This is a genomic window from Dyella sp., from assembly GCF_035685805.1.
In the GTDB taxonomy this organism is placed as follows: domain Bacteria; phylum Pseudomonadota; class Gammaproteobacteria; order Xanthomonadales; family Rhodanobacteraceae; genus Dyella_A.
The window spans coordinates 44,409-68,011 of the sequence record NZ_DASSAB010000060.1 but is presented as its reverse complement, the minus strand read 5'-3'; the positions used below and the strand labels follow the sequence as shown (position 1 = coordinate 68,011).

The window sequence follows — 23,603 nt, the reverse complement described above, 5'->3', positions numbered from 1 at the left end:
GTCCTTGTCGGATTAGCGGCGCAGGCCGAGGCGCTCGATCAGGGTCTGGTAGCGAGCCAGGTCGCGATCCTTCAGGTAGGCGAGCAGGCTCTTGCGGCGGTTGACCAGCTGCAGCAGGCCGCGGCGGGAATGGTGATCCTGCTTGTGGGTCTTGAAGTGGCCGGTGAGGTGGTCGATACGCGCGGACAGCAGGGCAACCTGCACTTCCGGCGAACCGGTGTCGTTGGGCACGCGGCCGAAGTCAGCAATGATCTTGCCGGTCTGTTCTGCGGTGAGGGACATGGGTATCTCTTCCTTAAAAGCGGATGCGAAGCTTACGCAACGCCACTGCAATGACGTTGCGTAAGCTTCGCCTGGTTGATTGAATCGGGTAAATCAAGCTCCTTATTGTAGCGACGGGAGCCTCGCGACAACAAGACCGTCACAACCGGCAGTCGCCGCCGTCACGACGGCGGCCGTCCTGCCTCGATCAGAGGTAACGGTGGCGGCAGGTTGAAGCCGCGCAGCACCCGTAGCCACCCCTGCGCGTCACATTCGGCCAGCGCCAGCAGCGCGCCGTCGTCTCCGTAGGCGGCACAGCGGCCGACCGGTGCAACCGACGGGTCGAGCTGCACCCGCTGTCCGCGCGACAGCGCCTGGCTCGCGACCGCATCCAGGGGCACCGCGGGAAGATGCGCCAACCCTTCGCCCACCGGCCGCATCAGGGCAAGCAAGCGAGTGTCACCCTGCCCTGCGGCCTGCTCGATCTGTTCCAGCGTGACCATCTGTGGCTCGAGGAACGGCTCGACCCAGAGCCGGCGCAGGCTGCACAGGTGTGCGCCGCAACCGAGCGCCTCGCCGATATCCACCGCCAGGCTGCGGATGTAGGTTCCGGAGCCGCATTCCACGCGCAGGACGAGGCGATTGCCTTCGCGCGCGACCAGCTCCAGCCGGTGGATCTCCACCTCGCGTGCGGGCACCTCGACCGTCTCCCCGCGGCGCGCCTTGAGGTACAGCGCCTCGCCTCCCTGCTTGATGGCCGAATACACGGGGGGAACCTGTGCGATGCGCCCGCGAAACGGCTGCAACGCGGCTTCGATGAGCGTGTCCGAAAGCTCCGGCACCGCGCGTTCGGCGATGACCTCGCCTTCCAGATCCGCGGTGGTCGTGGTCGTGCCGAGCCGGCACTCGGCCAGGTACGCCTTGCGCGACCCCAGCAGCTGGCCGGCGATCTTGGTGCCTTCACCGAAGCACAGCGGCAGCAGGCCCGTGGCCAGCGGATCGAGCGCGCCCGTGTGACCGCCCTTGGCGGCGCGGAACAGCCGCCGCGCGGCCTGCAGCGCCTGGTTCGAGCTCAGCCCGAGGGGTTTGTCGAGCAGAACCAGCCCGTGCAGGTCACGAAAAGCGATGCGCCCCATCAGTCGTCCGTGGAGGTGTCGTCTTCGCTGGCCGGGGCGTCCGCGGCCGCAGGGGGAGCATCCTGGCGCAGCAGCGTCTCGATACGCTCGCCCTTGTCAACCGAATCGTCGTACTTGAACCGCAGCTCAGGCACCCGACGCAGTCGCATGCCGCGCGCCAGTGCCCGACGGAACTCGCCAGTGAGATCCTTCAGCGCCTTCAATGCCTCCGGCGCCTGCTCGGCCTGGAGTGCCGTGACCCACACCGTGGCCCAGTCCATGTCGCGGGTGATTTCCACATCGGAGACGCTGACCGACGGCAGCGCATGATCGCGCACCGCGGCGTGCACCAACTGGCCCAACTCGCGGCGCAGTTCGGCGCCAACCCGGTCGGTACGTTTGAAGTCGCGTGAGGGCATGGGAGCCTCCTAGATTCGATCGCCGCGACGCGCACGGCGCATCGATGGCGGACACAGCAAAAAAGAACACAAAACAAGAAGCCCGGACAAGGCTGCCCGGGCTCCCGATCACGGCCCAGCGAAGGCGTCCGCTTGCGCGGGGCGCCCCCGCAAGCGCCGTTACAGCGTGCGCGCCACCTCGATCCGCTCGAAGCACTCGATCTGGTCGCCGACCTTGACGTCGTTGTACTGCTTGACGGCAATGCCGCACTCCATGCAGTTGCGCACTTCGTCCACCAGCTCCTTGAACCGGCGCAGCGATTCCAGCTCGCCCTCGAACACCACGGTGTTGTCGCGCAGCACGCGGATCGGCTTGGAGCGCTTGACGGTTCCCTCGGTGACCATGCAGCCGGCCACGGCGCCGAACTTGGAGCTGCGGAACACATCACGCACCTGCGCCAGCCCGATGATCTCCTCGCGGATCTCCACGCCAAGCAAGCCCGAAGCGGCCTGCTTCACCTGATCGATCACGTCGTAGATGATCGAGAAATAGCGCACGTCCAGACCGGAGGTATCGATCACCTTGCGTGCCGACGCATCGGCGCGCACGTTGAAGCCGATGATCAACGCCTTGGAGGCTGCCGCCAGCGTGGCGTCGGACTCGGTAATGCCGCCCACGCCCGAGGCGATCACGTTGACCTTCACGTTCTCGTTGCCGATCTGGCTCAGCGACTCGCGCAGTGCCTGCACCGAACCCTGCACATCCGCCTTGACCAGGATATTGAGCGACTGCACGTCGCCCTGACCCATCTGGGCAATGATGTCCTCCAGGCGGTTGGCCTTGCTCACCATGCGGGTATCGCGGCGCTTCTGCGCACGCTCGGCCGCCACCTCGCGGGCCAGCCGCTCGTCGGCCACCACCACGAAATCGTCGCCGGACTCCGGCACGCCGGAAAGGCCCAGCACCTGCACCGGAATCGACGGACCGGCTTCCTGCACGGTCTTTCCGGTTTCATCGACCAGGGCGCGCATGCGGCCGAACTCGACGCCGCAGACAACGAAGTCTCCGCGCTTGAGCGTGCCTTGCTGCACCAGCACCGTGGCCACCGGGCCGCGACCGCGATCCAGGCTGGACTCGATCACCACGCCCGACGCCGCGCCGTCCCTGACGGCGGTGAGCTCCATGACCTCGGCCTGTACCGAGATCGCATCGAGCAGATCGTCGATACCGGTACCCGCCTTGGCCGATACGGGCACGAACGGCGTATCGCCGCCCCACTCCTCGGGTACCACCTCGAGGTTGGACAGGCCCTGCTTGACGTTGTCGGGGTTCGCGTCGGTCTTGTCCATCTTGTTGACCGCGACGATCAGCGGCACCTTGGCGGCGCGGGCGTGCTGCACGGCCTCCTTGGTCTGCGGCATGACGCCATCGTCGGCCGCCACCACCAGCACGACGATGTCGGTGGACTGAGCGCCGCGGGCACGCATCGAGGTAAAGGCTGCGTGGCCCGGGGTATCCAGGAACGTAATCACGCCCTTGGGGGTGTCCACATGGTACGCACCGATATGCTGGGTGATGCCACCGGCCTCGCCGGACGCCACCTTGGTGCGCCGGATGTAATCCAGCAGCGAAGTCTTGCCGTGGTCGACGTGGCCCATGATGGTGACCACCGGCGGACGCGGGCTCTTCTCGCCCTCGAGCTCGGCATTCTGCGTGTGTGCTGCCAGTGCCGCCTCCGCGTCATCCTGGCTTTCGGCCACCGGCGTGTGGCCGAGTTCCTCGACCACCAGCACCGCGGTGTCGTGATCGATGGTCTGGTTGATGGTGGCCATCACGCCCATCTTGAACAGCGCCTTGACCACCTCCGAGCCTTTCACCGCCATCTTCTGCGCCAGCTCGGCGACCACATTCGCATCGCCCACCTGCACTTCACGCACGACCGCGGCCGTGGGACGGGTGAACCCGTGTGGACCGGACGACGCCGACGCGCTGCTGCTGCGCATCGAATCACGGCCGCCGCGACCGGGTTTGCCGCGCTTGCTGGAGCGACGGGCGCGGTCGGCGTCCGACAGATGCAGCTCGCCGCCGGCAAAGCGCTTGCCGCCGGGCGCATCATCACGATCGCGACCGTGCTTGGCCTTGGCGTTGCGGCTACCCGCATCGCCACTGGCAGGAGCGGCCGGCGCCGGCGCCGGCGCGGGGGCCGGCGCGGGAGCTGCGGCCACTACCACCTTCTTTTCACGGCGACGCGGCTCATGGATGCGCGGCACGATCATGCCGAACGCACTGTGATCGGTGCTGGCCCCACCCGCGGCCGGAGCTGACTCGGCAGGAGTCGCATCGCTGCTGCTGGCCGCAGGTGCCTCAGCCGGCGCGGCCTGATCGGCGGCGCTGGCCTCTTCGGCCTCGGCCTCAGCCTGCGCCTGCAGGCGCGCCTGGTCCGCGGCGCGCTCGGCTTCGGCCGCACGCTGGCGGGCTTCTTCCTCGCGGCGACGCTCTGCCTCGACCCGCTCCTGCTCCTCGTGCTCGCGCTGCTGCTGCGACTCGGCCAGCTTGCGCACGGCCTCCTCGCGCTCGGGCTCGGCGCTCGCTTCTTCGGCGATCACGCTGCGCTTGACGTAGGTGCGCTTGGCGCGCACCTCCACATTGACTGTTTTCGCGCTCGACGGCGCCCCGCGGCCGCCCGGCGTGGCAACCTTCAGCTCGCTGACCTTGCGTCGCTTGAGCGTGATCTGGCGCGGCGCGGAATCGTCCACTTCCGGCGCAGCCTCGTTCTTGCCATGGGTGCGACGCAGAAAGCCCAGCAGCTTCACCTTCTCGGTGCTGCTGATGACCTGCTCCGGGTCGGAAAACTTCATGCCCGCCTCGCCAAGCTGCCCGAGCAGCTTGTCCACCGGCATGCCAAGTACCTTGGCGAGTTGTTTGATCGTGACATCCGACATCGTGTTCTTTCTCCGCCGTTCCCGCGCTTATCGTCCGTGCGGCGTTGCCTGCACGTCCACCTCCGTCCCTGGTGGAGAGCCCCGCAGGGTTCTCCCGGCGCGCCCATCCAGGGCGCTGCCGCCCGCGGTTAGCCGCCTTTCTCCAGCCGCTCGATCATCGGCGCTCGCGCAGCCATGATCAGCGTGGCAGCGCGCTCTTCATCCATGCCTTCGATGTCGATCAGGTCGTCCACCGCGAGGTCGGCCAGATCGTCCACCGTACTGATTTCCCGGGCCGCCAGCGCGTACGCGGTGGCCTCGTCCATGCCTTCGATCGCCAGCAGCTCTTCCGAGGGCTGGTGCTCCTCGATGCCTTCTTCCACTGCCAGCGCTTCGGTCAGCAGCGCGTCGCGGGCACGGGCGCGCAGTTCCTCGACGATGTCTTCGTCGAAGCCCTCCACCGCCAGCAGCTCGGCACTCGGCACGTAGGCGATCTCCTCGACGCTGGAGAAACCCTCCTGCACGAGGATGGCGGCAATTTCCTGATCCACTTCCAGCTTGTCCATGAACAGCTGCAAGGCGGCCTCCTGCTCGGCCTCGCTCTTGGCGGTGACCTGGTCCTGCGTCATCACGTTGAGCTGCCAGCCGGTGAGCTTGCTGGCGAGGCGCACGTTCTGGCCACCGCGGCCGATCGCCTGGGACAGCTTGTCCTCGGCCACCGCGATGTCCATGGAGTGTTTTTCCTCATCCATGATGATCGACTGCACTTCGGCCGGCGCCATCGCATTGATGACGAACTGGGCCTGGTTCTCGTGCCACAGGATGATGTCCACGCGCTCGCCATTGAGCTCGTTGGACACCGCCTGCACGCGCGAGCCGCGCATGCCGATGCACGCACCGATCGGATCGGTGCGGCTGTCGTGGGCCAGCACGGCGATCTTGGCGCGATCACCCGGATCGCGGGCGCAGCCCTTGATCTCGACCAGGCCCTGACCGACTTCCGGCACCTCGAGCTTGAACAGCTCCATCATGAACTCGGGTGCGGCGCGCGACACGAACAGCTGCGGACCACGCACTTCCGACTTCACTTCGTACAGATAGCCACGCACGCGGTCGCCGACGCGAGCCGACTCGCGCGGAATCGTCTTGTCGCGCGGGATGAAGGCCTCGGCATTGCTGCCCAGGTCGAGGTAGACGTTGCCACGCTCGACGCGCTTGACGATGCCCACCACCAGCTCGCCGATGCGATCGCGGAACGCGTCGACCACCTGCTGGCGTTCGGCCTCGCGCACACGCTGCACGATCACCTGCTTGGCGGCCTGCGCCGCGATGCGGCCGAACTCGGCATTCTCGATCTGGGTCTCGACGTACTCGCCGACCTGGGCGTCCTCGCGCTCGTCCAGCGCATCCATCAGGCGCACCTGGAAATAAGGCGACTCCATCTCGCCGTCGTCGGCAATGATCTCCCAGCGGCGAAAGGTCTCGTACTCGCCGGACTGGCGATCGATCTCCACGCGGATGTCCGGATCCTCGTCCGGGTAGCGCTTCTTCGCCGCCGAGGCCAGTGCGGCCTCCATTGCCTCGAAGATCACGTCGCGCGGCACGCCTTTCTCGTTGGCTACCGCGTCGACTACCAGCAACAGTTCTTTGCTCATTGCAGCAACTCCGTTAGCGTCCAGCGGACGCCCGATCGCTTTCAGATGGATGACTTGGGGGCCGTCTTGGCCGGTGTCTTGCCGCCGCGCTTGGGCTGCGGCACGTAGCCGAGCGCCACCCAGTCCGGCACCACGCGCGCGCTTTCCACGTCCGCATGGTCGAATTCGAATGTCTTGCCTTCCGCTTCCAGCACGATCCGCTCGCCCTCCACCTGAACCAGCTTGCCGCGCAGGCGGCGGCGACCCTCGATGGGCGCCTTGAGCAGGATCTTCACTTCCTGCCCCGGCACGCGCGCGAACTGCTCGGCGGTGAACAACGGACGATCGATACCGGGCGAGGACACTTCCAGCACGTAATGACCCGGAACCGGGTCTTCCACGTCCAGCAGTGCCGAGAGTTCGCGGCTCGCGGACTCGCAGTCGTCGACGTTCACCTCGCGGCCGCCGGAGCGGTCCAGCACGTCGAGGTAAACGCGAAGCGTACTCTGCCCATGCGACGGGGTGAACTCGACACCGAGGCATTCCAGCCCGAGATCGGCCAGAACGTCGGTGAAGCGTTTTGCCAGTGCCTGCGTATCCATGTCGGTCCGGATCGTTTTTCCAATCGCCAGAAACAAAAAAAGGGCTCGAAACGGCCCAGTCCCTTACCACGCCGATGTGCCGGCTCATCCAGCCTTTCCGGGCTACCGGCCTGCAGGCAGATGCCCGGCCAGTATGCGACGCTTCCTTGCGCCCAACAAAAAAGCCTCACGAGGAGGCTTTCTTGTTCTAAGAAAGATCTGGTAGCGGGGGCAGGATTCGAACCTGCGACCTTCGGGTTATGAGCCCGACGAGCTGCCAGACTGCTCCACCCCGCATCAGAGTCCGCAAACTATAGCGACATGGCCGATTTCTTGCAAGCCTCTTGTCGCTTTTTCTGTCAGAAAGTTGCCTCAGACCGGGAACGCGCTGCGGCACCACGCGATCAGCGGTCCCCAGTACAGGCCCAGCGCCAGCAGACCCAGCGCGTTCAGCGAAAGCACGATCCGCAGCGAGCCATCAGCCTGTGCACGCAGCTCCGACCCTTCCAGCGGCTTGTCGAAGTACATCACCTTGACCACGCGCAGGTAGTAGTACAGGCCGATGATCGCGAACACGGCACCGACGATGGCCAGCCACATCAGCCCGGCATGGATCGCCGCCTGCAACACCAGCAGCTTGGCGAAGAAGCCGAACATCGGCGGCACGCCGGCCAGCGACACCATCACCAGCAGCATGAGGAAGGCGAACCAGGGCGAGCGCTGGTTGAGGCCGCGAAGGTCGTCGATCTCCTCGCACTCGAAACCTGCCCGCGACAGCGCCAGGATCACGCCGAACGACGCCGTGCTCATCAACGCATAGCTGATGGCGTAGAACAACGCTGCCGAATAGCCCTCGGGATTGGCTGCCGCGAGCCCGAGCAGCAGGTAACCCATGTGCGAGATGGTCGAATAGGCCAGCATGCGCTTGAGGTTCGTCTGCACGATCGCGACCAGGTTGCCGATCGCCAGCGACAGCACCGCCAGCACCGCCAGCATCAACTGCCACTGGTGCGCTACTTCACCCATGCTTCCGGCCAGCAACCGATAGGCCATGCCGAACGCGGCGAGCTTCGACGCGGAGGCGATGAACGTGGTAACCGGGGTCGGCGCACCCTGGTAGACATCGGGAATCCACATGTGGAACGGCGCGACACCCAGCTTGAAGCTGATGCCCACCACCATGAACACCAGCCCGAACAGCAGCAGCGTCGGCGCAGTGGTGTAGCCCATCACGTGCTGCAAGCGCGACAGCTCGAGCGTTGCCGCACCGCCCATGCCTGAAGCGCCGTACACCATCGACATGCCGTACAGCAGCATGCCGGACGCGAGTGCACCGAGCACGAAGTACTTCATGGCTGCCTCCGAGGGCAGCGGTGCGTCGCGATTGAGTGCAACCAGCGCGTAGGAAGACAGCGAAAGCAGCTCCAGCCCCAGGTATACGGTGACCAGGTTGCCCGCCGACACCAGCAGCATCACGCCGATCAGCGCGAAGATCATCAGCGTGTAGAACTCGCCGAGGAAAAGCTTGCGGTCGCGCAGATACGGCCGGGAATACACGAACACCAGGATCGTGGTCAGCAAGGCGAAAACCTTGAGCACGGTGGCGACGCCGTCACGCAGGAACATGCCGTGGAACGCCCTCACCGGCACCGGCGGCGCACCGGCCACCACCAGATAAATCGCCACCGCCACCACGGCGATGGAAAGCCAGTGCAGCAGGCCGCGCTGCTCCGGCTTCATGAACGCGTCCAGCAGCAACAGCAGGCACGCGGCCGCCACCAGGTAGAACTCCGGCAGCAGGATCAGGATGTCATTCATTGAGGGCATGGTCGGTCCCGATCAGATCTTGTGAACAGCGAGCTGCTGGACCAGCTGCGACACCGAGGTGTCCATCAGGTGGATCAGCGGCTGCGGCCAGATGCCCAGCGCAAGCACGGCAACGGCGAAGGCAACCAGCACGAACGTCTCGCGACCGTTGATCTCCTTCATTTCGGCCACGTGATGGTTGGTGACCTCTCCCCACAGCACCCGCTTGACCATCCACAGCGTGTAGGCCGCGCCGATGATCAACGTGAAGGCGGCGAACAAGGCGATCCACGGGTTGGCGGAGAAGCTGGCCAGCACCACCATGAACTCGCCGACGAAGCCACTGGTGCCCGGCAAGCCGGAGTTGGCCATGGCGAACAACACGTAGAAGAAGCCGAACCAGGGCATCACGTTGATGACGCCGCCGTAGTCCTTGATCTGGCGCGTATGCATGCGGTCGTACAACACGCCGATGCAGGTGAACATCGCGCCGGACACGAAGCCGTGCGAAATCATCTGCACCATCGCACCCTGCATGCCGAGCTTGGCCATGTCGAGGTTGCCGCTGTCGCGCACCAGCATGAAGGCAATGAAGATGCCGAGCGTGACGAAGCCCATGTGGGCCACCGACGAATACGCCACCAGCTTTTTCATGTCCTCCTGCACCAGCGCCACGTAGCCGATGTAGACCACGGCGACGAGGCTGAGCACGATCACCAGCGGGGCAAAGTGCGCCGACGCATCGGGAACGATCGGCAACGAGAACCGCAGGAATCCGTAGCCACCGATCTTCAGCATGACTGCCGCCAGCACCACGGAACCGCCGGTAGGCGCTTCCACATGGGCGTCGGGAAGCCAGGTATGCACCGGCACCATCGGCACCTTGACCGCGAACGCCAGCAGGAAGGCGAAGAACAGCCAGCTCTGCTCGCTCAACGTCAGCGGCAGCGCCGCCAGCGTGTGCAGGTCGAACGTGCCGGCCTTCAGGTACAGGTAGATCAGGCCGACCAGCATGAAGATCGAGCCGAGGAACGTGTAGATGAAGAACTTCAACGTGGCGTAGACGCGGCGCGGACCACCCCAGATGCCGATGAGGATGAACATCGGGATCAGCATGGCCTCGAAGAACACGTAGAACAGCAGCGCGTCGGTGGCGCAGAACACGCCGATCATCAGCCCCTCGAGCACCAGCATGGCCGCCATGTACTGGTGCGGCTTGTCCTGGATCACCTCCCAGGCGCCGACGATGACGAGGATGCTCACGAACGTGGTGAGCACGATCAGCGCCACCGAGATGCCATCGACGGCCAGGCCGTAATGTACGCCGAGGGAGGCAATCCACAGGTGGTCCTCCACCAGCTGCATGGCACGGTTGGCCGGGTCGTACTGGACCAGCAGGAACAGGCTCACGACAAACGCGAGCACCGCCACCAGCAACGCGAGCCAACGCGCAAGGTTCGGCTTGCCATGGCCGGCCAGCAGCACGGGAACGGCGCCAACGACCGGGAGCCAGATCAGCAGGCTGAGCAAATGATTGAACATGGAGCTGAGTTCCCTTTATTGCCCGACCAGCCAGAATCCGCCGAGCAGCAGGATCAGGCCAAGAATCATCGCGAAGGCGTAGTGGTAGAGGTAGCCGGATTGCAGGCGGCGCGCGCCGCTGGCGATGCGCTGCACCAAACCGGCCGAGCCGTTGACCAGCGCGCCGTCGATGACCGCCGCGTCGCCCGCCCTCCAGAAGAACCGACCAAGCTTGACGCCGCCGCGGGCGAAAAGGGCGAAGTACAGGTCGTCGACCCAGTACTTGCGGTCGAGCACGACCCACAGCGGCTTGAGCGCCTTCTTGATCGAACCGGCCAGCGCGGGGTTGAACAGGTAGATGTAGGTGGTGATGACGAACGCCGCCAGCACGAGGAAGAACGGCATCTGCAGGAAGCCGTGCAGCGCCATCGGCAGCGCCCCGTGGAATTCGTGCGCTAGCTCTCCGAGCACGTTGTTCGCTTCGTCCACGTGGATCGCCTGACCGAACCAGTCACCGAACAGCATCGGCCCGACGGTGAAGAAGCCCACCAGCAGCGACGGAATGGCCAGCAGCACCAGCGGCAGCGTCACTACCCACGGCGACTCCTTGGGCGCGTGATGCAGCACACCCGGCTCATGACCGGCATGGTGCTCGTCGTGCGTGGCGCCGTGCTCCTCGCCGTGCGCATCGTGATGCGGCACGGAAGGATCGTCGACCGGGTGATGGTCGTGCCCATGGCCGTGCTCGGCCACCACGGTGAAGCGCTCCTTGCCGTGGAAGGTCAGGTACATCTGGCGGAAGGTGTACAGCGCGGTGACGAAAGCACCGGCCATCACGCAGAAATACGCATAGCCCGAGCCCCAGCGGTGCGATTCGCCCACCGCCTCGATGATCGCGTCCTTGGAATAGAACCCGGCGAAGAACGGCACGCCGCACAGCGCCAGCGAACCGATCCACATGGTGATCCAGGTGATCGGCATGTACTTGCGCAGGCCGCCCATGTAGCGCATGTCCTGCTCATGGTGCATGGCGATGATCACCGAGCCGGCGCCCAGGAACAGCAGCGCCTTGAAGAACGCGTGGGTCATCAGGTGGAACACCGCGCCGGAATACGCCGACACGCCCAACGCGACCGTCATGTAGCCGAGCTGCGACAGCGTGGAGTACGCGACGACCCGTTTGATGTCGTTCTGCACGATGCCGATCAGGCCGGTGAAAAGGGCACCCGTCGCGCCGATCACCATCACGAAGCTCAGCGCCGAGCCGGACAGCTCGTACAGCGGCGACATGCGCGCCACCATGAAGATGCCCGCCGTCACCATCGTCGCGGCGTGGATCAGCGCCGAAATCGGGGTCGGGCCTTCCATTGAATCGGGCAGCCACACGTGCAGCGGCACCTGGGCCGACTTGCCCATGGCGCCGATGAACAACAGTACGCAGATCACGGTGGCTGCGTCCCACGCGTGGTTCTGGGTGATCTGCAGCGTCTTCCCGACCAGTGACGGCGCACCGGCAAACGCGGTCGCGTAGTCCATGGTGCCGAGGAAATACAGCACCGCGGCGATGCCGAGCAGAAAGCCGAAATCGCCCACGCGGTTGACCAGGAACGCCTTGAGGTTGGCAAAGATGGCGGTCGGTCGCTTGTACCAGAAGCCGATCAGCAGATACGACACTAGGCCCACCGCTTCCCAGCCGAAGAACAGCTGCATGAAGTTGTTGCTCATCACGAGCATCAACATCGAGAAGGTGAACAGCGAGATGTAGCTGAAGAAGCGCTGATAGCCGGGGTCTTCAGCCATGTAGCCAATCGTGTACACGTGCACCAGCAGCGACACGAACGTCACCACCACCATCATCATCGCGGTCAGATGATCGACCAGGAAACCGACGCTGGCGCTGAACTTGCCGATCTCGAACCAGGTGTACAGGTTCTGGTTGTAGACGGCCGCGCCGCCGGCCGTCGTCTGGTAAAGCACGTAGAACGAGAGCCCGCAGGCGACCAGCAGGCCTGCGATGGTGGCGCTGTGCGCGCCGGCCCGGCCGATGAACTTGCCGAAAAAGCCCGCCAGCAGGCAACCAGCCAGTGGCGCCAGGGCAATGAGCAGCAGAATGGATGTCGAAAGCTGCATCGGGTCAACCCTTCATGCTGTCGATTTCGGCGACGTTGATCGTGCTGCGATTGCGGAACAGCAGGACCAGGATCGCCAGGCCGATGGCGGATTCCGCCGCAGCCACGGTAAGGATGAAGAACACGAACACCTGCCCGGACACGTCGCCCAGGAAGCGCGAGAACGCGACGAAGTTCATGTTCACCGCCAGCAGCATCAGCTCGATCGCCATCAGCAGCACGATGACGTTCTTGCGGTTGATGAACAGGCCGGCGACCGAGATGCAGAAAAGCACCGCGCCGAGCACGATGTAGTGCGAGAGCGTGATCATGCCTTGGGCTCCTCGGGCAGGCTCGCGACGGCCGCGTCGGCTGGCCGGTCGTAAGAAAGATCCGGCGCCATCTTGACGATGCGCAGGCGATCGGCGGGATTGGTGAAAACCTGCTGGCTTGCGGTCTGGTGGCGGATTCCGCCCCGATGACGCAGCGTCAGGGCCACGGCTGCCACCACGCCCACCGTCAGGATCAGTGCCGCGATCTCGAACGGCAGCAGGTATTCGGTGTAGAGCGCACCGCCCAGCCACGCGGTGTTCGTAACACCCGCCACCGTGGCCGGATTCGGCCCCAGTGCCGTTGCATGCATCGCGCGCACGCCGATCAGCGCGAGCATCTCGCCGAGCATCACCAACGCAACGACGAGCCCCACCGGGAGGAACTTCACGAAGCCCTCGCGCACCTTCTCCTGGTCGATGTCGAGCATCATCACCACGAACAGGAACAGCACCATCACGGCGCCGACGTAGACCACGATCAGCGCGATCGCCAGGAATTCCGCCTCCGCCAGCAGCCACAGGCAGGCACTGGAAAAGAAAGTGAGCACCAGGGCAAGCACGGCGTGCACCGAGTTGCGCAGGGTGATGACCGCCAGCGCAGAGGCGACGGTCACGCCGGCGAATGCGTAGAAGCAGATGAGCTGGAACAACTGTGGATTGATCATGTCCCTGCCCTCACCGGTACGCCGCGTCTTGCGCGCGGGCCGCAGCAATGTCCACCTCGAAACGGTCGCCGATGGCCAGCAGCTGCGGCTTGGTCACGATCGCCTCGCCACGCTGCTCGAAGTGGTACTCGTGGATCGAGGTCTCGACGATGGAGTCGACCGGGCAGCTCTCTTCGCAGAAGCCGCAGAAAATGCACTTGAACAGATCGATGTCGTAGCGCGTGGTGCGACGCTGCCCGTCACTGGCACGCGGCGCCGAGTCGATCGTGATTGCCAGCGCCGGGCACACCGCCTCGCACAGCTTGCAGGCAATGCAGCGCTCCTCGCCGTTCGGATAACGGCGCAGTGCGTGCAGCCCGCGAAAGCGGTTCGACTTGGGGATGTGCTCCATCGGGTAGCGCATCGTGTACTTGGGCTTGAACATGTAGCGCATGGTCAGGCCCATGCCCTTGAGCAGCTCGATGAGCAGCAGGCTCTTGAAATAGTGGGTAATGCGGGACATGGCTTTCTTCAGACCCCCGTGCCGATGCTGACCCAGCCGAAATACTTCATGCAGCCGGCCACGAGAACCCATGCGATGGTGATGGGAATGAATACCTTCCAGCCGAGCCGCATGATCTGGTCATAGCGGTAGCGCGGGAAGCTGGCGCGGAACCAGAGGAACAGGAAGCTCATCACGAAGGCCTTGATGAACAACCACGCGAAGCCGCCCGTCCAGATCCAGTTGATCCAGTTCGGGGCGTCGGCATGCACCACGCCCTGCAGCGGGCTGAGCCAGCCGCCCAGGAACAGGATCGATGCCAGGAAGCTGACCAGGATCATGTTGGCGTATTCGGCCAGGAAGAAGATCGCGAACGCCGAACCGGAATACTCCACGTGGAATCCCGCCACGATCTCCGACTCGCCCTCGGCCACGTCGAACGGCGCACGGTTGGTTTCGGCCACGCCGGAGATGAAATAGATCACGAACACCGGCAGCAGCGGCCACATGAACCACTCGAGCATGCCCTTGTTGCCGGCCTGCGCATGCACGATGTCGCTGAGATTGAGCGAGCCGGCGAGCACCAGCACGCAGACCAGGCACAAGCCCATCGCCAGTTCGTAGGAGATCACCTGCGCGGCCGAACGCATGGCGCCCAGCAGCGCGTAGCGCGAGTTGGAAGCCCAGCCGGCAAGGATGATCCCGTACACGCCCAGCGAGGTCATTGCCAGCAGGTAGAGCAGCCCCGCGTTGACGTTGGCCAGCACCATCCGCTCGCCGAAGGGGATCACCGCCCACGCCGCCAGCGCGGGCACCAGCGCCAGCAACGGCGCCAGGTAGTACAGGAAACGGTTGGCGTTGGTCGGCAGGATCACTTCCTTGATCAGCAGCTTGACTACGTCCGCGAACGCCTGCAGCAAGCCCAGCGGACCGATCTTGTTCGGCCCCATGCGCACGTGCATCCAGCCGATGACCTTGCGCTCCCAGTACACGAACATCGCCACGGCGATGATCAGCGGCAGCACGATCGCCACGATGTACAGGACCGGCAGACCCACCTGATTGAAAAGTTGCTCAAGCATCGGGTCAGGCCTTGCTGAGTGAAATGGACGCGCCGTAAGCCGGCAGGGTGGCGGTGAGCTCGTGGGCTGCATCGATCCACACCGCGCCGTCTGGCACCGCAGCGTCGAGCACGACCGGCAGGGCCACGTTGCCCACGCGTGCCGCGGCGCCATCGCCAAGCCCCTGCCGCGCCGCCTCGTCCGCGTTGAGGCGGACCGCCGGGGCGCGGTTCAGTGGATGGGCGTTGAGCGCAGGAGCACGGCGGAGTACCGCATCCATGCGATAGATCGGCCAGATCGCGAGCCGGCTCAGCCCCGCGGCAGGGGCACGCTGGGCCAACGCATGGCCGGCGGCATGGGCGGCACGCTGCTGCATGCCCTCGCGCAGGCTCGCCATGTCGTCGAACTCGAACCCGGCCAGCTGCATCAGGCCGCCCAGTGCACGCAGCACCTTCCAGCCCTGCCGCACCTGGCCCGGCGCCTTGGCGCCGGCCAACTGCTGCTGTGCCACACCGTCCACGTTCACCAGCGTGGCGTCGATCTCGGGCAGCAGTGCGATCGGCAGGATCACGTCGGCCACGTCACGCAGCGTGGCGCTGGCATACGCCGAGAACGCCACCACGGTCTCGGCGCCGTGCAGCGCACGCAACGCTGCCTCGCCATCGGCGAAATCGTGCGGCGGCTCCACGCCATACAGCAGGTAACCCTTGCGCGGCTGCGTCAGCATTGCCTGAGCATCGAGGCCGCCGTTGCCCGGCAAGACGCCTACCCGGGCCAGCCCGACCGCATTGGCGCCCACCGGCAGCTCGTTCAGTGCGGCCCCCGTGGCATCGGCGAGGAACCGCGCAATCGCCCGTAGCCAGGAGGCCTCCGGATGCGTCACGGCCAGCTCGCCGAGCACGATCAGCGACTCGCCCTGCTTGAGCGCGGCAAGCGCATCTGCATCGCCCTGGTCGAACTCGGCACTGCCAATGGCATCGGCGAGTGCCGCAGGGGCTTCGGCGCCCGCCGCAACCGCGGCCTTGGCCAGTGACAGCGTGGCCTGGACCAGCGCGTGCGGCGCCACCACCGCCTCGCCGGCCAGCCGATAGTTGAAGTCGAAGCCAGCGGGGTTGACGGCATAGACCCGTGCCCCCGCCTTCACCGCCTGGTGCAGGCGGTGGTTCAGCAGGGGCATTTCGTGACGCAGTTGCGAACCGATCAGCAGGGCCGCCTTGACCTGGGCCACCGCGGCCACGGGCATGGCAAACGGTGATGCCACCGCGGCATCGGCAAAATCGCGCTGGCGCAGGCGATGATCCACGTGAGCACTACCCAGGCCGCGGGCGAGGCGCAGCAGCAGGTCACCCTCCTCGCTCGACGTCGCCGGATGCGCCAGTACACCGAGCTCGCTGCCCGGCGTCTTGCGCAGCGCTTCGGCGGCGAACGACAGCGCATCCTCCCAGGTGGTCGGCTGCCAGCGGCCGTCCCGCTTGACCTCCGGTGCCGTGACCCGGTCGGCGGCGTACAGGCCCTGATAGCTGTAACGGTCGCGGTCGGCCAGCCAGCACTCGTTGATCGACTCGTTGTCTCGCGGCACCGTGCGCAGCACTTCGCCACGACGGGTGTGCAGCCACAGGTTCGAGCCCAGCGCGTCGTGATAGCCGATCGAAGGCCGCGCGATGAGCTCCCACGGCCGCGCCTGGAACTGGAACGGCTTGTTGGTCAGCGCCCCCACCGGGCAGACGTCGATGATGTTGCCGGACAGCTCGGTCTCGATCGTCTTGCCGATATAGGTGCCGATCTGCAGGTTCTCGCCGCGGTTCATGCCGCCGAGCTCGTAGGTGCCGGCGATCTCGCTGGTGAAGCGCACGCAGCGGGTGCACTGGATGCAGCGGGTCATCTCGGTGGCGACCAGCGGCCCGATGTTCTCGTCGGCCACGGTGCGCTTGCGCTCGGTGTAGCGCGACACGCCCCGGCCGTAGCCCAGCGACACGTCCTGCAGCTCGCACTCGCCGCCCTGATCGCAGATCGGGCAGTCGAGCGGATGGTTGATCAGAAGGAACTCCATCACGTCCTTCTGGAACTTCAGCGCCTTGTCCGAGCGCGTCATCACCTTCATGCCTTCGGCAACCGGCGTGGCGCAGGCCGGCTGTGGCTTGGGCATCAGCTTGCCGCCCATCTCCACGTCGACCAGGCACATGCGGCAGTTGGCGGCGATCGGCAGCTTGCGGTGGTAGCAGAACCGCGGGATCGGCACGCCGATGCCGTCGGCCGCCTCGATGATCATGGCGCCCTTGCGGATCTGCGTCGGCTTGCCGTCGATCTCGATGTTCAGCAGATCGGGCGCCGCGTTATTTACCGGCTGCGCACTCATGCGGCAACTCCACGGTCGGTTTTTGCGAACGCGTCGTCGGTCATCGACCGACCGTGCTCGACGAAGTATTCGAATTCATGCCAGAAGCGGCCCAGGAAACCCTGCACCGGCCACGCGGCGGCTTCACCGAAGGCGCAGATGGTGTGCCCCTCGATCTGCCCGGCCACCGCTTTCAGGCGATGCAGATCGTCCTGCGTCCCATTGCCCTCGACGATGCGCGACAGCACGCGATACATCCAGCCGGTGCCTTCGCGGCACGGCGTGCACTGGCCGCAGGATTCGGCCATGTAGAAACGCGAGATACGGTGGCAGGCCTTGACCATGCATGTGGTGTCGTCCATCACCACCACCGCACCCGAGCCGAGGCCCGAACCGGCCTTCTGGATGGCGTCAAAGTCCATCGTCAGGTCCATCATGATGTCCGCCGGCAACACCTTCATGGAGACGCCGCCGGGGATCACCGCCTTCAACGTGCGACCCGGGCGCATGCCGCCGGCCATCTCCAGCAGATCCTTGAACGGCGTGCCGAGTCGGATCTCGAAATTGCCCGGCCTGGCCACGTGGCCGGAGACCGAAAAGACCTTGACGCCACCGTTGTTCGGCTTGCCCAGATTGAGGAACCAGTCCGCGCCGTTGCGCAGGATCGCCGGCACCGAGGCATACGTCTCGGTGTTGTTGATGGTGGTGGGCTTGCCATACAGGCCGAAGTTGGCCGGGAACGGCGGCTTGAACCGAGGCTGACCCTTCTTGCCTTCAAGCGACTCCATCAGCGCCGTTTCTTCGCCGCAGATGTAGGCGCCGGCGCCGAGCGCGGTATGGATATCCACGTCGATGCCGCTGCCCAGGATGTTTTTGCCCAGCAGACCCGCGGCATAAGCCTCTTTCAGCGCTTCTTCGAAATGCTCGAACGGCTCGTGATGGAACTCCCCGCGCAGATAGTTGTAACCGACCGTGGCACCGGTGCAGTAGCAGCCGATCGCCAGGCCCTCGATGACGGCATGCGGGTTGTAGCGCAGGATGTCGCGGTCATGCGAGGTGCCGGGCTCCGATTCGTCGGAGTTGCACAGCATGTACTTCTGCATCGTGCCCTTGGGCATGAACGACCATTTCAGCCCGGTCGGAAAACCTGCGCCGCCGCGACCACGGAGGGCGCTCTTCTTGATCTCCTCGATCAGCGTCGCGGGGTCGGGCTTCTCGGCGAGGATCTTGCGCCACGCCTTGTAGCCGTCCACTTGCTCGTAGCTGCCGATCGCCCACGGCTTGTCGAAATGTAGTGTGGTCAGGACAACCTGATGTTCTTGCGGTGCGGGTCCGACTGCCATGATCTACTCCAACCCGTCCAGAATCTTGTCGAGCGTCTGGACGTCCAGGTTTTCGTGGTAATGCCCGTTGACGGTCATTGCCGGCGCGCGCACGCACGCCGCAATGCACTCTTCCTCTTTCTTCAGGTACACGCGACCGTCCGCGGTGCTCTCGCCGAGCTTCACGCCGAGTTTCTTTTCGCAGTGACGCACCAGCTCCTCGGCGCCGTTCAACCAGCAGGAAATGTTGGTGCAGATCGCCACGTTGTTGCGGCCAACCGGCTTGGTTTCCAGCATCGAATAAAAGCTCGAAACCTCGTACGCCCACACCGACGGCAGATCGAGGTACTTCGCCACCGCAGTGATCAGTTCGTCGGTGAGGAAACCCTGGTTCTGCTCTTGCGCGGCGAACAACGCCTGGATCAGCGCCGAGCGTTTGCGATCGGGCGGAAACTTGGCCACCCACGCATCGATGTGATGGCGGGTGTGCTCGGTGAGTACGACGAGCGGGTCAACGTTCTTGACCTGATCGAAATGTCCGGTGGCTTTCATGGGGTTCTTTCCTCCGGCTCAGCGATCGACTTCGCCGAACACGAGGTCGTAGGTACCGATCATCGCCACCACGTCGGCCAGCATGTGGCCGCTCACGATGGGATCGATCGACGAGAGATGCGCGAAGCCCGGCGCGCGCAGGTGCACGCGGAACGGCTTGTTGGCGCCGTCGGACACCAGGTAGCAACCGAACTCGCCCTTCGGCGCCTCGACCGCGCAATAGGTTTCGCCGGCGGGCACGCCGTAGCCCTCGGTGAAGAGCTTGAAGTGATGGATCATGGCTTCCATGTCCTCCTTCATCTCTTCGCGCGACGGCGGCGCGACCTTGAAGTTCTTCAGCATCACCGGGCCCGGATTGGCCCGCAGCCACTTCACGCACTGCTGGATGATGCGATTGGACTGGCGCATTTCTTCCACGCGCACCAGGTAACGGTCGTAGCAGTCGCCGTTGACGCCGACCGGGATATCGAAGTCCATCTGCGCGTACTTGGCGTACGGCTGCTTCTTGCGCAGATCCCACTCCACGCCGGAACCGCGCAGCATCGCGCCGGTCATGCCCCACTGCTGGGCCATCTCCGGGCTGATCACGCCAATGCCGACGGTGCGCTGCTTCCAGATACGGTTGTTGGTGAGCAATTCCTCGTACTCGTCCACCTTCGACGGGAAGTCGGCCGTGAACGCATCGAGGAAGTCGAGCATCGACCCTCCGCGCCAGCTGTTCAGGCGCTTGAGGTCGGCGCCCTTGTGCCAGGGCGACTCGCGGTACTGCGACATCTGCGCAGGCAGGTCGCGGTAGACGCCGCCGGGGCGGTAATAGGTGGCATGCATGCGCGCGCCGGAAACTGCCTCGTAGCAGTCCATCAGCTCTTCGCGCTCGCGGAACGCGTACAGGAACACCGCCATCGCGCCCAGATCGAGCGCGTTCGAGCCGATCCACATCAGGTGGTTCAGGATCCGGGTGATCTCGTCGAACATGGTGCGGATGTAGAGCGCGCGCTCCGGCGGCTCGACGCCGAGCAGTGTCTCGATGGCACGCACGTAGGCGTGCTCGTTGCACATCATCGACACGTAGTCGAGGCGATCCATGTAGCCGATCGACTGGTTGAACGGCTTGGATTCGGCCAGCTTTTCGGTGCCACGGTGCAGCAGGCCCACGTGCGGGTCGGCGCGCACGATGGTCTCGCCGTCCATCTCCAGCACCAGGCGCAGCACGCCGTGGGCTGCGGGATGCTGCGGGCCGAAGTTCATCGTGTAGTTGCGGATTTCCTGGGCCATTCTCAGTTCTCCCGCCAGTGGTCGGCGGCCTCGGCCTTGGCCTGCAGCAGATCGGCGTCGTCGCGGATGGTGCGCGGCACTAGCACGCGCGGCTCGATCGTGACCGGTTGGTAGATCACGCGCTTCTGCTCGGCGTCGTAGCGCACCTCGACGTTTCCGATCAGCGGGAAATCCTTGCGGAACGGATGCCCGACGAAGCCGTAGTCGGTGAGGATGCGGCGCAGATCCGGATGGCCGTCGAACAGGATGCCGTACATGTCGAAGGCCTCGCGCTCGAACCAGTTGACGCCCGCCCACACCGAGGTGAGCGACGGCACCACCGGCAGCGTGTCGTCCTCGCCGAACACGCGCAGGCGCAGCCGCTGGTTGTTCTCGATCGACAGCAGGTGCACCACCACGGCGTAGCGCCGGGGGCTACGCCCAGGCAGCGGGCGGCCCTCCCAGTTGAAGCGACCCATCGCAGCGCCTTCCACGCCGCGCGAGAAGCCGTCGCCGGCAGCGGTGTCGGTTTCCCACTCGGTCTGGCCGTAGCCGAGGTAGTCGATGCCGCACAGGTCAATCAGCTCGCCAAAGCGGAACTGCGGCTCGTCGCGCAGCGCAGTGGCCACGGCCAGCAGGTCCGCGGCAGCCAGCTCGACGGTCGTTTCGCGACGAACCACGCTGATGGCGAGGGTGTCGCCGAAGCGGGCAGCCAGCCGGGCGGCGAGCGAAGTGTCTTGCGTGTCAGTCATGGGGCAAGCGCCTTCAGGAACGCGCGATGGTGCTGGTACGGCGAATCTTCTTCTGCAGTTGCAGGATGCCGTGGATCAGCGCTTCAGCCGTAGGCGGGCAACCGGGCACGTAGATGTCCACGGGCACGATGCGGTCGCAGCCGCGCACCACCGAATACGAGTAGTGGTAGTAGCCGCCACCGTTGGCGCAGCTGCCCATCGAGATCACCCACTTGGGATCGGGCATCTGGTCGTAGACCTTGCGCAGCGCCGGGGCCATCTTGTTGACCAGGGTGCCGGCCACGATCATCACGTCGCTCTGGCGCGGACTGGGGCGGAAGATCACGCCGTAGCGGTCCAGGTCCAGTCGCGCGGCACCGGCATGCATCATTTCGACCGCGCAGCAGGCCAGGCCGAAGGTCATCGGCCACATCGAGCCGGTGCGCGCCCAGTTCATCAGCGCATCGACCGAGGTGGTGGCGAAGCCGCGCTGCACGATCGGGTTGTCGCCGGCCGGACGCAGGATGTCGTCGACCAGGTTCAGCGGCTGCGGGTTGTGCATCACCCGCTCGACGGAAGACATCATTCCCATTCCAGCGCTCCCTTCTTCCAGACGTAGGCGAAGCCGATCACCAGCAGCAGCAGGAACAGCGCCATCTCGATCAGCGCGGTGAGGCCGATCTTCTGGAACACCACCGCCCACGGAAACAGGAAGGCGATTTCCAGATCGAAGATGATGAAAAGAATCGCCAGCAGGTAATAGCGCACGTCGAAACGCATGCGCGCATCTTCGAAGGCTTCGAAGCCGCACTCGTACGGCGCAAGTTTTTCCGCTTCCGGACGGCGCGGACCGGCGAGCAGACCGACGGCGAGCAGCACCAGGCCCAGGCCGGTGGCAACGCCGATGAACAACAGGATGGGCCAGTATTCGGCGAGCACGATGCAACGTACCTCCGCGCCCGCGGGCGCATCAGTGACCGTGGAATGGACGGTCCGGGAGCAGCTTCAGCGAAGGGCGACGACAGCGATTGGCTTCGTCACGGTCGCTCGCAATCCGTTTGCGAGCGTTCGATCAGCTGCGATCTGTTTCGGGGATCGCACTATTGTATCAGTGCAGGCAGGTGACGCGACAAGTATTGCGGTGCGGCGTTTTGGCGACCTTGCGTCGCCGTGCGCGTCCTGCCGGGCGTGCGTCACATGGTGCTGGTTGCGCGGTCCGATGCGGTCATGCCTGCGAGCAGGTTCTCGATCCGCTGACGCGCGACTTCGCCGTCGCTGGACTCGTTGAAATGCACGCCGATTCCAGCCGGGCGGTTGCCCTGTGCACCCACGGGGCTGATCCACACCACCTTGCCCGCGACCGACATCCGTTCGCTCTCGTCGATGAGGCTGATCAGCAACACCACCTCGTCGCCAAGCGCGTAGCGCTGGGTGGTCGCCGCGAACAGCCCGCCCTGCTTCAGGAAAGGCATGTACGCCGCATACAGCGAAGGAATGTCCTTGATCTTAAGCGAGAGGATGCCCTGGCGGGCGACGACGGGATTCATGCCGGCTCCTGGCGGGCCATCCGCAGATCGGATGGCAGGACGCCATCGTAGCGATGCGCGAGGGCGGGCGCAAAGCGCGACGGGCGGGTCATCGCCGCAGTTCGCACCAGCCCCAGTGGTCGAAAATCCACAGCGACGGCCAGGCCAGCTGCAGCTTGGCAAAGACTGTGGGCGCGTCGTGCGGCGCGGTGGCCGCCGGATTCCACGACAGCACCCGGCCGCCCTCGGCGCTCACCATGGTGAGGGTGAGCCATGGCCACACCGCGCGCGGCGGATGCCATGGCAGCGCGTCGCACGGCGCGGCGGGCTGGAAGCGGTAGGACTCGGTACGCGCAGCCAGACGTTGCATGCGCTTGCCGCTGAGAGCGAGCTGAGTGCGGTGGCACGCCAGCGCCTGATGCTTGCGCCGCTGCTGGGCAGCATCGGCTTGCAGCGCGATGTCGCCAGCCGACGCGGCCGCGCTTGTGTGCACCGTGTAGAGCAGCATGGCCGGTGCCGGCACCAGGTCGGCCAACGCCAGGCGCATCACCACATGGGCGGCACTGTGGTCGGGATGGCGATCCTCCAGCGCCGGCATCGCCACCACCGTGGGCTCGAAAGCGTCCAGCACGGCGCGTACGGCGGCGCGCGACTCGCCGGCAGACGTCTGCAGCCGGCGGGTCAGCCCCTGGTCCGGCCAGCCGAATGCAGTCAGCGCATGCGGAGGCAGCCCCAGCACACCCATCGCCTCGCACAGCTCGCTCCGGCGCAGGCTTGCCCAGCGCTGCCGCTCGGCCGGCCCGATGCGCCAACGCCGCTCCAGCCAGCGCTGCGGCCACGGATTGTTGTCGCCATCGGTCAGCAGCAACACGTGCACCGCGCCGCCGGCGGCCAGCACCTGCTGGACAAGCACGCCGCCGGCGAGCGTCTCGTCGTCGGGGTGAGGCGCCACCACCAGCAGGCGGGTCTGCGCGGACGAGGGCCAAGCCATGATCGGG

General features: G+C 65.4%; 22 protein-coding genes and 1 tRNA gene. All 23 read right to left on the bottom strand.

What is annotated here, in order from left to right:
• Positions 1–12: 12 nt before the first annotated feature.
• The gene (gene rpsO, locus VFG40_RS17170) at positions 13–282 is read right to left on the bottom strand and encodes a 30S ribosomal protein S15 (protein WP_324899794.1); all 270 of its coding nucleotides are present in this window, start codon (positions 280–282) and stop codon (positions 13–15) included.
• A 161-nt stretch (positions 283–443) separates the two neighbouring features.
• Entirely contained in the window at positions 444–1,397 is a 954-nt protein-coding gene (gene truB / locus VFG40_RS17165; protein WP_324899792.1) for a tRNA pseudouridine(55) synthase TruB, read from the bottom strand.
• Complete coding sequence (rbfA, locus tag VFG40_RS17160) at positions 1,397–1,795, bottom strand: 30S ribosome-binding factor RbfA (protein WP_324899790.1); 399 nt, start codon at positions 1,793–1,795, stop codon at positions 1,397–1,399. Before rbfA ends, truB begins: the two co-directional genes overlap by 1 nt.
• 159 nt (positions 1,796–1,954) lie before the next feature.
• A complete protein-coding gene (gene infB / locus VFG40_RS17155) occupies positions 1,955–4,717 on the bottom strand; it encodes a translation initiation factor IF-2 (RefSeq protein WP_324899788.1) in 2,763 nt (920 codons plus the stop codon).
• Between the two features lie 128 nt (positions 4,718–4,845).
• Positions 4,846–6,351 carry a transcription termination factor NusA gene (gene nusA, locus VFG40_RS17150; RefSeq protein ID WP_324899786.1) on the bottom strand — a complete coding sequence of 502 codons (1,506 nt, stop codon included), beginning with the start codon at positions 6,349–6,351 and terminating at the stop codon, positions 4,846–4,848.
• 41 nt (positions 6,352–6,392) lie between these two features.
• Positions 6,393–6,932 carry a ribosome maturation factor RimP gene (gene rimP / locus VFG40_RS17145; protein ID WP_324899784.1) on the bottom strand — a complete coding sequence of 180 codons (540 nt, stop codon included), beginning with the start codon at positions 6,930–6,932 and terminating at the stop codon, positions 6,393–6,395.
• 199 nt (positions 6,933–7,131) lie between these two features.
• Positions 7,132–7,208, bottom strand: a tRNA-Met gene (locus tag VFG40_RS17140).
• Between the two features lie 75 nt (positions 7,209–7,283).
• A complete protein-coding gene (nuoN, locus tag VFG40_RS17135; RefSeq protein WP_324899782.1) occupies positions 7,284–8,738 on the bottom strand; it encodes an NADH-quinone oxidoreductase subunit NuoN in 1,455 nt (484 codons plus the stop codon).
• Positions 8,739–8,750: 12 nt separating this feature from the next.
• On the bottom strand, positions 8,751–10,259 hold the full coding sequence (locus tag VFG40_RS17130) for an NADH-quinone oxidoreductase subunit M (protein ID WP_324899780.1): 1,509 nt from the start codon (positions 10,257–10,259) through the stop codon (positions 8,751–8,753).
• 15 nt (positions 10,260–10,274) lie between these two features.
• Entirely contained in the window at positions 10,275–12,368 is a 2,094-nt protein-coding gene (nuoL, locus tag VFG40_RS17125; RefSeq protein WP_324899778.1) for an NADH-quinone oxidoreductase subunit L, read from the bottom strand.
• A 4-nt stretch (positions 12,369–12,372) separates the two neighbouring features.
• Entirely contained in the window at positions 12,373–12,678 is a 306-nt protein-coding gene (gene nuoK, locus VFG40_RS17120) for an NADH-quinone oxidoreductase subunit NuoK (RefSeq protein WP_324899776.1), read from the bottom strand.
• A complete protein-coding gene (locus tag VFG40_RS17115) occupies positions 12,675–13,343 on the bottom strand; it encodes an NADH-quinone oxidoreductase subunit J (protein WP_324899774.1) in 669 nt (222 codons plus the stop codon). The genes nuoK and VFG40_RS17115 overlap by 4 nt, the downstream gene beginning before the upstream one ends.
• Before the next feature lie 10 nt (positions 13,344–13,353).
• Positions 13,354–13,845: an NADH-quinone oxidoreductase subunit NuoI gene (gene nuoI / locus VFG40_RS17110; RefSeq protein ID WP_324899772.1), complete on the bottom strand. Its 492-nt coding sequence runs from the start codon at positions 13,843–13,845 to the stop codon at positions 13,354–13,356.
• Positions 13,846–13,853: 8 nt separating this feature from the next.
• Positions 13,854–14,906, bottom strand: coding sequence for an NADH-quinone oxidoreductase subunit NuoH (gene nuoH / locus VFG40_RS17105; protein ID WP_324899770.1), 1,053 nt, complete (start codon positions 14,904–14,906; stop codon positions 13,854–13,856).
• A gap of 4 nt (positions 14,907–14,910) precedes the next feature.
• Entirely contained in the window at positions 14,911–17,241 is a 2,331-nt protein-coding gene (nuoG, locus tag VFG40_RS17100) for an NADH-quinone oxidoreductase subunit NuoG (RefSeq protein ID WP_324899767.1), read from the bottom strand.
• A complete protein-coding gene (nuoF, locus tag VFG40_RS17095; RefSeq protein WP_324899765.1) occupies positions 17,238–18,563 on the bottom strand; it encodes an NADH-quinone oxidoreductase subunit NuoF in 1,326 nt (441 codons plus the stop codon). The genes nuoG and nuoF overlap by 4 nt, the downstream gene beginning before the upstream one ends.
• Before the next feature lie 3 nt (positions 18,564–18,566).
• On the bottom strand, positions 18,567–19,094 hold the full coding sequence (gene nuoE, locus VFG40_RS17090) for an NADH-quinone oxidoreductase subunit NuoE (protein ID WP_324899763.1): 528 nt from the start codon (positions 19,092–19,094) through the stop codon (positions 18,567–18,569).
• 18 nt (positions 19,095–19,112) lie between these two features.
• Positions 19,113–20,369 carry an NADH-quinone oxidoreductase subunit D gene (locus tag VFG40_RS17085; protein WP_324899760.1) on the bottom strand — a complete coding sequence of 419 codons (1,257 nt, stop codon included), beginning with the start codon at positions 20,367–20,369 and terminating at the stop codon, positions 19,113–19,115.
• A gap of 2 nt (positions 20,370–20,371) precedes the next feature.
• Positions 20,372–21,100 (bottom strand): NADH-quinone oxidoreductase subunit C, encoded by a 729-nt coding sequence (locus VFG40_RS17080; RefSeq protein WP_324899758.1) that lies wholly within the window; start codon positions 21,098–21,100, stop codon positions 20,372–20,374.
• A 13-nt stretch (positions 21,101–21,113) separates the two neighbouring features.
• Positions 21,114–21,665, bottom strand: a complete 552-nt coding sequence (locus VFG40_RS17075) for a NuoB/complex I 20 kDa subunit family protein (protein ID WP_324899756.1) — start codon at positions 21,663–21,665, stop codon at positions 21,114–21,116.
• Entirely contained in the window at positions 21,662–22,018 is a 357-nt protein-coding gene (locus tag VFG40_RS17070; RefSeq protein WP_324899754.1) for an NADH-quinone oxidoreductase subunit A, read from the bottom strand. The genes VFG40_RS17075 and VFG40_RS17070 overlap by 4 nt, the downstream gene beginning before the upstream one ends.
• Positions 22,019–22,272: 254 nt before the next feature.
• Positions 22,273–22,626: a PilZ domain-containing protein gene (locus tag VFG40_RS17065; RefSeq protein ID WP_324899752.1), complete on the bottom strand. Its 354-nt coding sequence runs from the start codon at positions 22,624–22,626 to the stop codon at positions 22,273–22,275.
• Positions 22,627–22,714: 88 nt separating this feature from the next.
• On the bottom strand, positions 22,715–23,596 hold the full coding sequence (locus VFG40_RS17060; RefSeq protein WP_324899750.1) for a PIG-L deacetylase family protein: 882 nt from the start codon (positions 23,594–23,596) through the stop codon (positions 22,715–22,717).
• Between the last annotated feature and the right edge of the window lie 7 nt (positions 23,597–23,603).